Source organism: Erythrobacter longus, from assembly GCF_000715015.1.
In the GTDB taxonomy this organism is placed as follows: domain Bacteria; phylum Pseudomonadota; class Alphaproteobacteria; order Sphingomonadales; family Sphingomonadaceae; genus Erythrobacter; species Erythrobacter longus.
The window spans coordinates 229314-243514 of record NZ_JMIW01000006.1 but is presented as its reverse complement, the minus strand read 5'-3'; the positions used below and the strand labels follow the sequence as shown (position 1 = coordinate 243514).

The 14201-nt window shown below is 56.1% G+C and carries 9 protein-coding genes; 8 read left to right on the top strand and 1 reads right to left on the bottom strand.

All coding sequences use genetic code 11. The features are described 5' to 3' along the window. The first annotated feature begins 214 nt into the window (after nt 1–214). The 7 genes from EH31_RS13210 to kdsA all read left to right on the top strand — a co-directional run bounded on the left by EH31_RS13210 (nt 215) and on the right by kdsA (nt 11948). Complete coding sequence (locus EH31_RS13210; protein ID WP_241765925.1) at nt 215–2848, top strand: M14 family metallopeptidase; 2634 nt, start codon at nt 215–217, stop codon at nt 2846–2848. 131 nt (nt 2849–2979) lie between these two features. Further along, on the top strand, nt 2980–3879 hold the full coding sequence (locus EH31_RS13205) for an ABC transporter ATP-binding protein (RefSeq protein WP_034961022.1): 900 nt from the start codon (nt 2980–2982) through the stop codon (nt 3877–3879). A gap of 15 nt (nt 3880–3894) precedes the next feature. After that, on the top strand, nt 3895–7476 hold the full coding sequence (locus EH31_RS13200) for an ABC transporter permease/M1 family aminopeptidase (RefSeq protein ID WP_034961020.1): 3582 nt from the start codon (nt 3895–3897) through the stop codon (nt 7474–7476). A 147-nt stretch (nt 7477–7623) separates the two neighbouring features. Next, on the top strand, nt 7624–8811 hold the full coding sequence (locus EH31_RS13195; RefSeq protein ID WP_034961018.1) for a hypothetical protein: 1188 nt from the start codon (nt 7624–7626) through the stop codon (nt 8809–8811). Then, nucleotides 8808–9800 (top strand): KpsF/GutQ family sugar-phosphate isomerase, encoded by a 993-nt coding sequence (locus tag EH31_RS13190; RefSeq protein ID WP_051699259.1) that lies wholly within the window; start codon nt 8808–8810, stop codon nt 9798–9800. The genes EH31_RS13195 and EH31_RS13190 overlap by 4 nt, the downstream gene beginning before the upstream one ends. A 3-nt stretch (nt 9801–9803) precedes the next feature. Then, entirely contained in the window at nt 9804–11120 is a 1317-nt protein-coding gene (locus tag EH31_RS13185; RefSeq protein ID WP_034961015.1) for an RraA family protein, read from the top strand. A 9-nt stretch (nt 11121–11129) separates the two neighbouring features. After that, on the top strand, nt 11130–11948 hold the full coding sequence (gene kdsA / locus EH31_RS13180) for a 3-deoxy-8-phosphooctulonate synthase (RefSeq protein WP_034961013.1): 819 nt from the start codon (nt 11130–11132) through the stop codon (nt 11946–11948). 3 nt (nt 11949–11951) lie between these two features. On the opposite strand, the gene EH31_RS13175 is transcribed toward kdsA, so the two are convergent. After that, nucleotides 11952–12782 (bottom strand): inositol monophosphatase family protein, encoded by an 831-nt coding sequence (locus tag EH31_RS13175; protein WP_051699258.1) that lies wholly within the window; start codon nt 12780–12782, stop codon nt 11952–11954. A gap of 183 nt (nt 12783–12965) precedes the next feature. On the opposite strand from EH31_RS13175, the gene EH31_RS13170 reads away from it, so the two are divergent. Next, the gene (locus tag EH31_RS13170; protein WP_051699257.1) at nt 12966–14192 is read left to right on the top strand and encodes an efflux RND transporter periplasmic adaptor subunit; all 1227 of its coding nucleotides are present in this window, start codon (nt 12966–12968) and stop codon (nt 14190–14192) included. Nucleotides 14193–14201: the final 9 nt, after the last annotated feature.

Genomic DNA, 14201 nt, shown 5'->3' with positions numbered 1-14201 from the left:
CCTTTTTTGTTCTGCCCTTATGCTCAAGCTCAGTTTTGCGAGTGTCAAGGAAGCGGCACTGAAAAAGACCAATTCTGTCGCTCAGATCGAAATATTGTTGCTCTATGGGCACAGTGAACGGGGGTATTCCATTGCACCCCTATGCTCTTAAGCCGGCAGGATGTCTCCAACGCGTTCTCTTGCGCTCTGCAATGTAACGAGTAAGACCATGGCCATGATGACACGACCTTTCCGGCTCTGCGCCGCATATCTTGCAGCCGCATTCGCTTGTCTTACCGCACATAGCGCGGCGTTTGCCCAATCGTTTGAGGAGGCGCAGTTTGATGCGGCTATACCGACTTTAACCGAAGTGATCGGGCATCAACCCGGAGAGCGGATCACAAGTCCCGAAGAGACTGTCCAGTATCTCAAAGCGCTTGCCGCAGCAGCGCCTGACCGTGTGCGGATGGTCGAATATGCGACCAGCTGGCAGGGGCGCAAATTGCATTATCTGGTGCTGACGGCTCCTGAAAACATGGCGCGGTTGGGCGAAATTCAGGCGGATATGGCCAATATTGCCGCTGGCCGGGCAAGCAACGGTTCCGCGCTGCCGGTGACCTGGCTTGCCTATTCGGTCCATGGCAATGAAATCGCATCGACCGATGCGGCGATTATGATGGCGTATCATCTGATTGCCGCGACAGATGATCCCCGCGTTCAGCAAATCATGTCTGACACAATTGTTGTGCTTGATCCGGTCCAGAATCCGGATGGTCGGGCTCGTTTTGTCAGTCATTTCCGCAATGCTCTTGGTATGATGCCAATCGGTGATCGTCAGGCAGCTGAACACGACGAAACCTGGCCAAGCGGGAGGGTCAATCACTACATGTTTGATCTCAACCGCGACTGGTTCACGTTGAGCCAGCCCGAAACACGCGGGAAAGTCGCCGCGTTGCAGGAATGGAACCCGGTTGTTGTTGCGGACATCCATGAAATGGGCGGGGACCAAACCTATTTCTTTGCGCCAGCTGCCGACCCGGTGAACCCCAATATCACCCCAGAACAGCTGAGCCTGTACGAAGTGATTGGGCGCAATAATGCGCGCCATTTTGATCGCATCGGCGAACCATACTTCACCCGCGAGATTTTTGACCTGTTCTATCCGGGATATGGCGACACATGGAACGCGCACCAGGGTGCGGTTGGTATGACCTATGAGCAAGGGTCTGCCAGAGGGCTGGTCTGGGATCGAAGCGATGGCACAGTTTTGCCTTACGCGGCCACCGTCAGAAACCACTTTGTCGCAAGCCTTTCGACAGCAGAAGCGGTCGCCCTGAACGCGGATCGGTTCTTGGCCGATTACGCCAATTACAGGCGCGCCAATGCAAACGGTGCTACGGGATCGGGCTCTTATGTGATTGACCTTTCAAGCCGCCGCTGGAACGCGGAAGGGCTCGGCCGAAGGCTCGCAGCGCAGGGGATTGAAGTGGTCCGGCGCGATGGTCCGGTCACCGCTTGCGGGCGGTCTTATCCGCAAGGCTACATCGCCATTCCCCAAGCGCAGCCTGCCGGTAAGCTGGTGCGAAGCTTGCTTGACAAAGACACCGAGCTGCCGCGTGAATTTATCGTAGAGCAGGAGAAACGCCGATCTCAAGATCTTGCGCATGAGCTGTACGATGTGACGGCTTGGGCTGTGGGTGCGATGTCTGGCGTTGAGGTTGATCTATGCAATCGCGCGGTCGGTGGGCAACGGTTGACGGGCGCAGAGCCGATTGCTCCTGTTGGCAATGCCTCAGGTGCCTATGCAGTGGCTGTTCCATGGAACGACAGCGGACAGGCGCGGCTTGTCACGCTTGCCCTTCGTGAAGGCATAGATGCGCGTGCAAGCGATGAGGCATTCACGAAAGATGGGCGCACCTTCCCGCGCGGAACCGTCCTGTTCCCTACTGCAATGAATACGCCAGAGCAGATGGCGCGTTTGCGTGAGCTTGCCGATCAGGTCGGCGCAGAAACCGTGGGTATCGCTGATAGCTGGGTCGAAGACGGGCCTAACCTTGGCAGTTCTTCCTTCGTGCGTCTTACCTTGCCTAAAGTGGCGATTGCATGGGACGAAGGCGTATCGCAGCTGAGTGCAGGTAGCATGCGCTATGTTCTGGAGCAGCGTTTGGGCCTGCCGGTGGTGCCTATTCGCACCAACCGTTTTGGCCGGGCTGACCTTTCGGATTACGATGTGGTGCTTGTGCCCGACGGTTCGCCGCGCAGTGCGATGGGATCTGGCGGTGTTCGAAACCTGCGCAGTTTTGTGGAGCGGGGCGGGATTCTTGTGGCTGTGGGCAATTCGCTTGGCGCTTTTGCTTCGGGCGATGATCCGCTTCTTTCCATTCAGCGCGAGGCCGCTCTTGGGCTCAGTGCTTCTGATGACAAAGAAGAGGCAGGATCGCTTACCAAGGCGACCGAAATCACAAACGAAGAGGAATACCGCGAGGCTATTGCCAGCCAGGAAGCTCTCCCCGATACTTTGCCCGGTGCGCTCTTGAATACGGTTGCCGATAAAGAGAGTTTCCTGTCCGCCGGTTATGATGAAGGCGCGGTGGTCCTTGCAACTGGGTCCCTGGTATATACCCCGCTCGACCGGGCCGTTGGCAGCAATGTGATGCGGTTCGCGGCTCCGGGCGTTTTGATCGAAAGCGGCTATGTCTGGGATGAAAACCGGCGCCAGCTGGCGTTCAAGCCTTATATGATGGCGCAAGGAACAGGGCGAGGTCTGACAATTGGCTTTGCGCATGATCCCTCGACCAGGGCGTATCTTGATGGGCTTGATCTTTTGATTGCAAACGCTGTTCTGATCGCCCCCTCGCGGGTTCGCTAGGGCGCACGCATTCGTTAAAGGATTGCAGTTTGTCGATTGCCATCAGCCAATGATGGGGCCTGTTTGAATCTGGTGCTTTACATGGGCAACACACCTCACTAATCTCACGGCAAAATAGAGGGATGTGTTTCATGCTCGAACTTAAGAATGTCAGCCACGTTTATTCTAACGGTGTGAGAGCGCTTGATGATGTGAGCCTGACGATCCCCAAGGGCATGTTCGGACTGCTTGGGCCAAACGGCGCAGGCAAATCAACCCTGATGCGCACGGTTGCGACGCTTCAAACGCCAAGCTCTGGTGAGATTACGTTTGATGGTCTCGACATCCTTGCCGAACCCGAAGCCTTGCGCAAACGCCTTGGCTATCTGCCACAGGATTTCGGCGTTTATCCGCGCGTTTCCGCCTACGATATGCTTGACCACATGGCGGTGCTCAAAGGCATTTCATCACGCGGCGCGCGTAAGGATACGGTCGAGACGCTCCTAAATCAGGTCAATTTGTGGGACGTGCGCAAGAAAGCGATTGCGGGTTTTTCTGGCGGTATGCGCCAACGCTTTGGCATCGCGCAGGCATTGATCGGAAATCCTGATCTCATCATCGTTGACGAGCCGACCGCCGGTCTTGACCCGGAAGAGCGCAACCGTTTCCTCAACCTGCTTGCTGAAATTGGCGAGAATGTTGTCGTGATCCTTTCCACTCATATCGTCGAAGATGTCGCCGATCTGTGTCCATCCATGGCGGTTCTGGTGAACGGTTCGATCAAGCTTGAGGGCGCGCCCAGGGATTTGATGACCAAGGCGCGCGGCACGATCTGGGCCAAGACTATCGAGCGCGGTGAGCTTGATGGTTATCGCTCCATGTATGAGGTTATCTCCACCCGGCTTTTCGCAGGTGAGACGATCATTCACATCTTGTGCGACCATGACCCGGGCGACGGTTTTTCGAGCGTCGATGGCGGGCTGGAAGATGTCTATTTCTCAACCCTTGCGCAAAGCCGCCGTGCGGCCTCTGAAGCCACGCAAGCAGCGTAAGCGGGAGGCACGCCCATGTTCGGTTCGATCGCGCTTTTTGAGCTGCGTTATCAGTTGCGCAACCCGGTATTCTGGGCAGCGACAGCTATTTTCTTCCTCCTGACTTATGCGTCTGTTGTGATCGAACAGGTCCAGATCGGCGGTGGGGGCAATGTCAATGTGAATAGCCCGTCGGCAATCCTGCAGGTTCAGCAGATCATGAGCCTTTTCTTTATGTTCGTGACCACGGCATTTGTCGCCAATGTCGTCGTGCGTGATGATGACAGCGGATTTGGGCCCATGGTCCGTTCCACACAGGTCACAAAATTCGCCTATCTTATGGGGCGGTTTGCAGGGGCCCTGTGCGTCGCCCTTATTGCCTTTGTCGCGATACCATTTGCGATCTTTATCGGGTCGTTGATGCCTTGGCTCGATACAGAAACTCTGGGCCCAAATCGATGGGCTGACTATCTGGTCAGCTTCGGATTTTTCTCCGTGCCAAACGTGCTCTTGCTCAGCGCTGTGTTTTTCGCTGTGGCGACTGTCACGCGCTCGATGATGTACACCTATGTCGCGGTGGTCGCCTTTCTGGTGCTGTATTTTGTGTTTCTGGGCGTAGTTGCAGGAGAGCCGGAATATCGCGATATCGCTGCACTGTTTGAGCCCTTGGGCCTTGCTGCGGTCGGCGTTGAAACGCGGTATTGGACGGCAACAGAACTCAACAGCCAATTGCCGCCCTTAACAGGGACAATGTTAGCGAACCGATTGGGTGCGATTGGCCTTTCCGTTGTGGCACTGTCTTTTGCCTTGTGGAAGTTCAGTTTTGCGGAGCGCGGCGTATCTGCGCGCAAGGCTCGCAAGCTCGAAAAACAGGCGTCAAAGCTTGCCAGGGTCGAACCGCAAACGGTCGATGTGCTGCCTGAAACACAGCCGGAAAAGGCGGGCCTTGCGCGGCTGATAAAGACGACGCGCTTCGAGATCTCGCAGGTTGTCCGAAGCCCCGCGTTCCCTGTGCTTTTGGCGCTTGGTTTGACCAATTGCCTTGCATCCCTGTTCTTTGGGACCGAAACCTACGGCACCCCGCGCATCCCTGCGACATTCTCAATCATCGAGGTCGTGTTGGGCTCGTTTGCGATCATCCCATTCATCATTGCCATCTATTATGGCGGCGAGCTTGTTTGGCGTGACCGCGACCGCAAATTCCATGAAATCATCGACAGCACTTCGCTTCCTGGTTGGGCCTATATGGTTCCCAAAACCATCGCAGTTGCCGTGGTCCTTTTTGCCACATTGATGGTGTCGGTGATCGCTGCTCTTGTCGTGCAGGCGAGCCGGGGGTACTTCAATTTCGAACTGGACAAATACATCTCCTGGTATGTTCTACCGCTCAGCGTCGATTTTCTTATGATCGCGATCCTGTCGGTCTTTGTCCAAGCGCTAAGCCCTAACAAATATGTCGGGTGGGGTCTGATGCTGCTCCACATTGTTGCCTCCGAGACTTTTGTCGGCATTGGGCTGGGGCATCCCTTGATCCTGTATGGCGATATTCAATTCAGCCCGCTTTCGGACATGAACGGCAATGCCCAAGGCGGCGCGCTTGGTTGGTGGCTGCGGCTCTATTTCGGCGGAATGGCACTGCTTATGGCTGTCCTCGCGCATCTGCTGTGGCGTCGCGGGACGGAAACCCGATTGATGCCGCGTCTAAAAGCGCTTCCTCGCCGGGCTATGTCAATGGCTGGCGCACTTGGTCTTGCGGGTACCTTGACGTCGGTGGCAACGGGGTTGTTTCTCTACAATCAGATGAATGTCGAGAACACCTATCGGACAAATGATCAGCAGGAAGAATTGCTCGCCAATTACGAGAAAAAATACCTGAAATACGCCGATGTAAAGCAGCCGACGCTCACCGATGTCTTGCTTGACGTCGATCTTTATCCCGAAGAACGCCGCATGGAAGCATCGGGCGCCTACACGATGGTCAATGATACCGGCGCACCGGTTGAAACGCTTCACGTGAGGCTTTTGGATGCGCAAACCAAATTGCTGGATGTCGATGTGGCGGGGGCGACGCTTGAGACAAATGATGAAACCTATCAACACCGCATTTATCGCTTTGACACGCCGCTTGCCCCTGGCGAAACGGCGAGCCTGAACTTCAAAACCCAGCGTTGGCACAAAGCGATGAGTGCGAGCGGTTACGATACGCGTCTGGTTGAGAACGGCACGTTTCTGAATAACAGCGAATTTACACCGCAAATCGGTATGGATGAACAAGGTTTGCTAACCGACCGGGCGACCCGTCGCAGCTATGGGCTTGAGCCTGAATTGCGCCCTGCCAAGCTTGAGGATGATCACGATCACCTTGGTAATTATGTGGGCGCGGATTGGGTGAATTCTGACATCACTTTGTCGACTTCAGCCGATCAGGTACCAATCGCGCCGGGTAAAAGGGTCGCTGACGTGGTGGAAGGCGACAGGCGTATCGCTCGCTTCCAGTCGACCGCGCCTGTTTTGAGCTTTTTCTCAATCCAATCGGCCCGCTATGAAATCATGGACCGCGATGCGGACGGGGTGAATTTGCAAGTCTATTACGACGCGCAGCACCCTTACAACGCAGAGCGCATGATCGATGCGATGGACGCATCGTTCAAATATTACCGCGCCAATTTTGGCCCCTATCAATTTGACTATGCGCGGATTATTGAGTTCCCGGGCTATGCCAGCTTTGCGCAGGCATTCGCAGGGACCATGCCTTATTCAGAGGACATCGGCTTTCTCGCCAATCTCGCTGATCCGGGTGAGATTGATTACGTAACCTACATCACCGCGCACGAGGCCGCGCACCAATATTGGGCGCACCAGTTGATCTCTGCCAACCAACAGGGCGGAACCATGCTGGTTGAGACATTGGCGCAATACTCGGCCCTTATGGTGATGAAGGAGATGTACGGCGAAGACGATATGCGCCGCTTCTTAAAGTTCGAGCTGGACAGTTATCTGGCCGCCCGAGGCAGCGAAGCGCTTGAAGAACTGCCTTTGGAGCGCGTCGAAAATCAGGACTACATCCATTACCGCAAAGGGTCTGTGGCCTTGTATTTGCTCCAGGACCGTCTGGGCGAAGACCGCGTCAATGCGATGCTGGCCGATCTGCTTGACCGCTTCCGCTTCAAGGGCAAGCCTTATGCAAACTCAAAAGATCTTGTGTCAGGCTTCTTCTCGCTTGCTCGCAATGAGGAAGAGCGCGCCCTTGTTCGCGATCTGCTCCAGAAGATCACGGTGTATGACCTCAAGGCAGAAGAGGCGGTGGTCAAAGAGCGTTCCGATGGCACGTTTGAGACAACGCTTACCATTGCTGCGGCCAAGTTTTATGCCGATGGTGAAGGCAATGAATCCAAGGCGGCGCTGCGCGACCAAATCGAAATCGGTGCCTTTACACAGCGTCCCGGTGCGGGTGTCTTTGAACGGGCAAATGTGCTTTTGATGGAACGTCGCCCGATCAAATCCGGCACGCAAAAGATAAAGATCATCACCCAGAAACGGCCCACTTGGCTCGGCATTGATCCCTACAACAAATATGTTGATCGCAACTCGGACGACAATCTTGTGGAACCAACTTAGTCGCGGCTGAAAGGCGTTGAGTAGGGGCTTTTCCCTAGTCAGGAACCACGGGTCCCATGGTTAACCGATCATTACCCTCGTGATCTAACCCTGCTCCATCACGAACCGCGAACCTTTGCGGTTTCATGGATTTAGCTGGGGCAGGTGATGCGCGTATTATTCTATTTGCCAGCGGTGACCCCGTGGTGGTTTGAGCGCATCATACTGCCGCTGATCGAAAAGCTGGCTGTCGACCATGAGGTGCACATCCTCGCGCCCATTTTTTGGCAGGGCACCGGGGTCATGCAGCAGCAATATGACCTGTGCGCGCACCTGCCAGATGTAGCTTGGCATATTGTCACTGATGAAGATCACAAATCCATGCGCGTCGACGCTGTCCAGCGGGCGCAAATTGTCGGTTTTGTAAGCCAGATGAACCCCGATTTTGTTCTTTGCCGGTCGGCTGATTTTGAGACGCCTGCCCAGTTTCCCGGCATTGTGCGCCATATAACCGAAGGCGGTGCTGATCCACTGCTGCTCCCGGTTGGCGCGGTTCACTTCGCCGAAAAACCGTTCGATCACGGCCTCTTGCCCCCGCTTGAAGACGCACACAAAGCGCAGCTCAGCCAATTGATGGAGCCTTATTGGGACCGATTGGCAAATGCGCCTGAGACGCGCCAATCCGCCTTGCGCAAGTTTCGCGAGTGGGCAGGCCTTCCGGATGATCGCCCGGTGTTGTTCATGCCGCTGGAATACGAACACAAAGAGAATTTCTACGTCCACCATAGAGTGGGCCGCAGTCCCAATGCGCTGTTAGTCGAGGACATGCTGGCGTCGCTGGATGGCAGAGCGCTTCTGGCCCTTACAAATCATCCTCTCAATGATCTTTATGTCGACAACAGCGCGCTTGAACGTGTGGTTGAGACACACTCGAATGACGTGCGCCTGATACAGGGTGAGGCACCTTGCGCCTCGCGAAGCACCTCGCTGCTTATGCGCTGCGCTGATGGTGTGCTTTTGGGCAATTCAAAGTCTTATACGCTTGCCGGGTTTTGCGGCACGCCCATTATGCGCCAGTCGCGCTTTGCAACGGGCAAATGGCTTAACGCGTATGATGATTTTGAGGCGTTTTTCGCAGCCATTCAGGCGGGAAATGCGGCGCGGCCAGATACGCAAATGGCGCGTATCTGGTTTGCCTATCATGCGGGCAATAACCTTGTTTCACCAAGGGATCCGTGCCTTACGGGTTCGGCCTTGCTCGAGCGTATCACCACACCGTTTGATCCAGCGCGCTGGGAGAGAAATATCGCAGTGTTTGCAGCTGGCTGGGCCGCAATGGATGAGGTCGCTGCATGAACGCTTTGACCACTATTCAGCCGACACTTGCCCATCGGCCAGCGCATGGTTTCTACCATACGATTGCCGAGGAGCGCGATGCTCTGTCGCACTTTCTTGCACAATCGCCTCAGCCCGATATCGAGCAGGCGGTTGCCCTTCTCGCCCGTCAAGATAAGCCCATTGTCTTTGTAGGGATCGGTAAATCTGGCCATATCGCAGCCAAAACCGCCGCAACATTTTCGAGCCTCGATATGCCAGCCTTGTTTCTCAACGCAGGCGAGGCGGCTCATGGCGATTTGGGCGCAGTCCAACCGCAAAGTGTCGTCGTGTTTTTTTCCAACAGCGGCACGACCGAAGAGCTTGTCCGCCTGTTGCCACCCTTTAGGGCTCGCGACTGCGACATGGTCGCGATTGTGGGCCGGAAGGCATCGCCATTGGTGCGCGCTGCCGATTATGTGATCCTCGCCGAGATTGAGCGGGAAGCTGACCCGCAGGGCATGGCTCCGACGTCCAGCACGACATTGCAGCTTGCAATCGGCGATGCTCTGGCAATCGCGGCGAGCCAACACCGCGGCTTTACGCGCGAGGATTTTCTGCGCCACCATCCCGCTGGTCTTTTAGGGCGCCAGATGATCCCTATCGCCAGCCTGATGCGGCAAGGTGACGATTTGCCCAAAGTGCAAAAGGCGACGCCTTTGCTCGAGCTTTTGACGGTAATGTCATCCAAACGGCTGGGAGCCGCCTGTGTCGTTGGCAAAGGCGATCAATTGCTAGGCCTCATCGTTGATGGCGATGTGCGCCGGCATTTGCAGTCAGGGGTGGACATATCAGCAGTTACGGCGGGCGATATGATGAGGGCAACGCCGCATACGGTGCGTGATAGCTTGAGTCTTGGCCACGTTCTTTCCCTGCGCAAAAGAGCGCCAACTGCATGGCTTGTCATGCCCGTGGTCGATGAGGCGGGGCGCCTCAAAGGCATGCTCCACGCTCAAGATATTCTAGGATAAGCCGTGAACATTGTCGCCTTTATCCCTGCCAAAGGGGGCAGCGAGCGGGTGCCGGGCAAAAACCGGGCAATCCTTGATGGAGAGCACCTTTTTAAGCGCAAACTCAAACAATTGCTCGATTGCCGCCTAATCACTGAGGTGTGCCTCGATACCGAGGATGAGGGGCTGGCTGAATTAGCCGATGATCTGCCAGTTGCATGGGTCAAGCGCCCGCAATCGCTCGCAAGCAATGCGACCGACGGGCACGAAATGTTCGCCTGGCAATGCAGCCAGCGGCCCGAGGCTGACCTCTGGATACAAGCGCTATGCACTGCGCCTTTTGTGACTGCTGACACTGTCACGCGCGCGGTCGAAACCCTGCTTGCAAACCCGGAGGCAGACAGCCTTGTGGGTGTTTCACGGGCAAAGCAATATTGTTGGGAAGGCAGCGCCCCAGCCTATATCGATGCCGAAGGGCGCATCCCCAACAGCTTTGAAATGTCAGACACCATTGTCGAGGCAATGAGCCTCTACATCGTGCGCAAGGGCGCAGACGGCAAACCGCCCCGGCACCGTTTTGGGGCCAATCCGATACTGTTCGAGCTTGACCCGATTGAGCAGATAGACATCAACACACACAGTGATTTTCAAGTCGCTGAGACGATCGCTGCGGGCCAACGGGCTTCAGAAGCGGTCCGGTTCAAGGCAATGATGGGGCAATTCTCATCCACGGTGCTGGCTGATACTTGCAAGGAATTGGGTGTAGCAGCCGTATTGCCAGCGCACATCCGTCCAACCACTGGCGGCGCTATCATGGGCCGGGCCAAGACATTGCAATTGGCAAAGGTCGATCCCGGCGGCCCAGCGGATGCGTGGAAGGGCATTTATGACGCGCTTCAATCCTATGATTTCGTGCGCCAGGGTGATGTCGTCATGGTCGCAAATGATGTGCCGGAAAGAGCATATTTCGGCGATCTCAATGCAGGCCTTGCGATCAGGGCCGGCGCGGTTGGAGCGGTGATTGATGGGGTCACGCGCGACACAGCCGATGTGCGGCGTCTTGGCCTTCCGGTTTATGCCCATGCAAGCCACTGCAACGACGTCAAGTTCGAGGGAACAGTCAAATCAATGAACAAGCCGATCCAGATCGGCGACGTCACGATCCGCAATGGTGACGTGGTGTTCGCCGATGAGGACGGCGTGGTTGTCGTGCCGCAAGAACGCTGGGCCGAAGTGGAAGCGCGAAGCTGGGAAGTGCTCAGCAACGAGGCTCACATTCGCATCAATGCTGCACGCGGGATGGAAACTGGCGAAATTCTAAACAGCTTTGGATCATTTTAGGAGACGTCGATGAAGCGGGTCACAATCGGCGAATTGCAAATGGGGAATGACAAACCCTTCGTCCTTATTGCGGGACCTTGCGCGATGGAAAGCCGCGATCATGCCTTGGAAATGGCAGCAGGCTTGAGCGAGATTTGCAGCTTGCTTGGCCTTGGGCTGATTTATAAGTCATCCTTCGACAAGGGGAACCGAACCTCGATCAATTCACCGCGCGGGATCGGCATAGCGAAGGCTCTCGATGTCTTTGCCGAAATACGGGCGACATTTGGCTGCCCGGTTATCACCGATGTTCACGCGCCTGAGCAATGCGAACCCGTTTCGCAGGCCGTGGATGTCTTGCAAATCCCTGCCTTCTTGTGCCGCCAGACCGATCTCCTGCTTGCAGCGGGCAACACAGGGCGCGCGGTGAATGTGAAGAAGGGTCAGTTTCTGGCGCCTTGGGACATGGCCAATGTCGCACAAAAGATCGGCAGCACGGGCAACGACAATATTCTTCTGTGCGAGAGGGGAACCAGCTTTGGCTATAACACTCTGGTGAACGATATGCGTTCTTTGCCGATCATGGCTGAAACAGGGTATCCGGTCGTGTTCGATGCAACGCATTCGGTGCAACAACCGGGCGGGCGAGGGGACAGTTCTGGCGGGCAGCGTGAGTTTGTGCCCGCATTGGCGCGCGCAGCCATTTCAATTGGCGTTGCGGGCCTTTTTATAGAAACTCATCAAGACCCCGATAGCGCGCCCAGCGATGGCCCCAATATGATCCCGCTCAAAGAGATGCGCGCCTTGCTTGAGAGACTTATGGCGTTCGATCGGCTGGCGAAGGCTTGATCGTCAGCGTGCCATGGCAGAGGCGATGTGGTCCCAGATTGCCTTATTTCGCGCCAGAAGAATGGGCCGATGGGGACGCGAAGAGGCATAAGAAGTGCCATCCAAATGCGCCGCTTTGCCGCCTGCCTCCTCCAGAATAAGGATGCCGGGTGCATGGTCCCAAACCAGTGTCCTCCAATAAAGCGCAAAGTCCAGTTCACCTATCGCAATCCGCGCATATTCGAACCCGGCACAGCGCTGGGTCGAAAGAAGGGTCACACCGTCATCTGCCAAGGTCCCAGCTTTGGCTTCCATTTCTGGGGGACGTTGAAAATGGCTGATGATCCCGGACAGCGCACGAGGGACAGGCCTTTGTTCGCAGCTTACGAGGCGCATTTCGTTTAACCACGCGCCGCCGCCTTTTTCGGCCAAGAGAAGGCGATCCGACAAGGGGTCGAGAACGGCCGAGGCAACGATCTCGCCTTCTTGCAAGAGCGCAGCCATCATCGCGAATGGGGCGCGGCCAGCGGCATAATTGCCCGTGCCATCGATAGGATCAATGATCCAAACCTCGCCGCGATCAAGGTTTTTAAGCAGGCCCGGATTGGCAGCGCAGGCCTCCTCTCCCACGACCCGCGCCCGCGGGCGCAAAGCTGTCAAACCTGCTGCAATTATCGCCTCGGCTTGCGTATCAGCGATAGTCACCAAGTCGCCGACAGACTTTTCCTGCACCTCATCAGACCCAAGCCGTCCAAAGCGCGGAATGACGCTTGTCACTGCGGCTTCGCGCAGGACCTCTCCGATCTGGAACGGAAGGAAGCTCGTTGTTCTGGGCAATAGAGACAAAGCGGTCATACCCCATGTGGTACTGCTGCTTTGACAAGATGTGCTGAAGCCGACCTTGAGTAAGATTGCGCAAAACTATCGTTCGCCGCACAAGCTGATCTGCCAAACAACGTCATTTGCACTCGATTGGCGCGCGATTGGCTGTATAGCTCATGCTTTAAAAAATGGGGCGTAAGTGTTGTGAAGCGAGTTTTGGATTGGATCAAACGGCACCCAATTATAACGGGAGTTATCGCGCTGGTCGTCATTCTGATCTTGTGGGCCGTTCTGTCCTCGGGTGGCCGCGATTATGAATATGTCGCAGAAGATGCGTCAAAGGGCGAAGTCGCCCGCGTTGTTTCCGCAAGCGGGACATTAAGGGCGCTCAATACGATCAATGTCGGCGCGGAAGTTTCTGGCCAGATCACAGCCGTCTACGTCGATTTTAACTCGCCCGTATCCGCTGGCCAATTGCTGGCCGAAATTGACGCAACCCGTCCGCGCGCAAGGGTGACGCAGGCGCGCGCGCAGGTTGATCTTGCCCGCGCAAGCCTTGCCCAGGCCGAGGCCTCCATCACTCGCTCGCTCACCGATGTTCAAGTGCAAACCCGCGAATTTGCCCGTCGTAAAGAGCTGGCGGAAAAGGGTTTTGTTTCAACCGCAGGGCTGGACCAGGCAGAGAACGCATTGGTCGCGGCAAAAGCAAATTTAAGCTCTGCGCAGGCGCAGGCACAAAGCGCGCGGGCTCAAATCGCTCAGAGCATGGCAGAGCTGGAATCTGCTCAGCTCGACCTTTCGCGGACGCGTATTATTGCGCCGACAAGCGGTGTTGTCATCGATAAGCTGGTTGAGCCAGGAACCACGGTGGCGGCGAATTTCCAAACGCCCAACCTTTTTACAATCGCAGCCGACACAAGCCGCATGCAAGTCGAGGCATCGGTGGACGAAGCCGACATTGGCCAAGTGCGCAAAGGTCAATCTGTGCGCTTTACCGTGGACTCTTATCCAGAAGCTGAATTTGAAGCTCTCGTTCAGCAGATCCGCCAATCCGCCTCGCAAAATGGCAATGCGGTGAGCTATTTGGTGATCCTTGATGTCGACAATTCCGATGGGCGCTTGCTCACCGGGATGACCGCAAATGTTGAGATCATCACTGGCGTGAAGAAGAACGTCTTGAGAGTGCCGGTCGCCTCGACCCGTTTTCTGCCGCGCGAGGAGGATCGGGGCGAACAGCCAGAGGGCGGCGAGCAATCCGGTGAGGCAAAGCAGGCCTATGTCTGGGTACCGGGCGAGGAGCCTTATCTGCCCCGGCGCGTGCCGGTAAAAATTGGACTTGAGGGCGAAGAACACGTCGAAATCACTGACGGTCTTGAAGCTGGGCAAGCGGTCCTTGTCCGGTCCAAAAGCCTTCGCGGTGATGGCTCTGGCGAGGGGTCTTAGAGGCAGGCC

Excerpts from the sequence above, each read along its gene's own strand:
- EH31_RS13210 (WP_241765925.1), top strand. The coding sequence starts at position 215 with ATGATGACACGACCTTTCCGGCTCTGCGCCGCATATCTTGCAGCCGCA.
- EH31_RS13190 (WP_051699259.1), top strand. The coding sequence starts at position 8,808 with ATGAACGCTTTGACCACTATTCAGCCGACACTTGCCCATCGGCCAGCG.
- EH31_RS13200 (WP_034961020.1), top strand. The coding sequence starts at position 3,895 with ATGTTCGGTTCGATCGCGCTTTTTGAGCTGCGTTATCAGTTGCGCAAC.
- EH31_RS13175 (WP_051699258.1), bottom strand. The coding sequence starts at position 12,782 with ATGACCGCTTTGTCTCTATTGCCCAGAACAACGAGCTTCCTTCCGTTC.
- kdsA (WP_034961013.1), top strand. The coding sequence starts at position 11,130 with ATGAAGCGGGTCACAATCGGCGAATTGCAAATGGGGAATGACAAACCC.
- EH31_RS13205 (WP_034961022.1), top strand. The coding sequence starts at position 2,980 with ATGCTCGAACTTAAGAATGTCAGCCACGTTTATTCTAACGGTGTGAGA.
- EH31_RS13195 (WP_034961018.1), top strand. The coding sequence starts at position 7,624 with ATGCGCGTATTATTCTATTTGCCAGCGGTGACCCCGTGGTGGTTTGAG.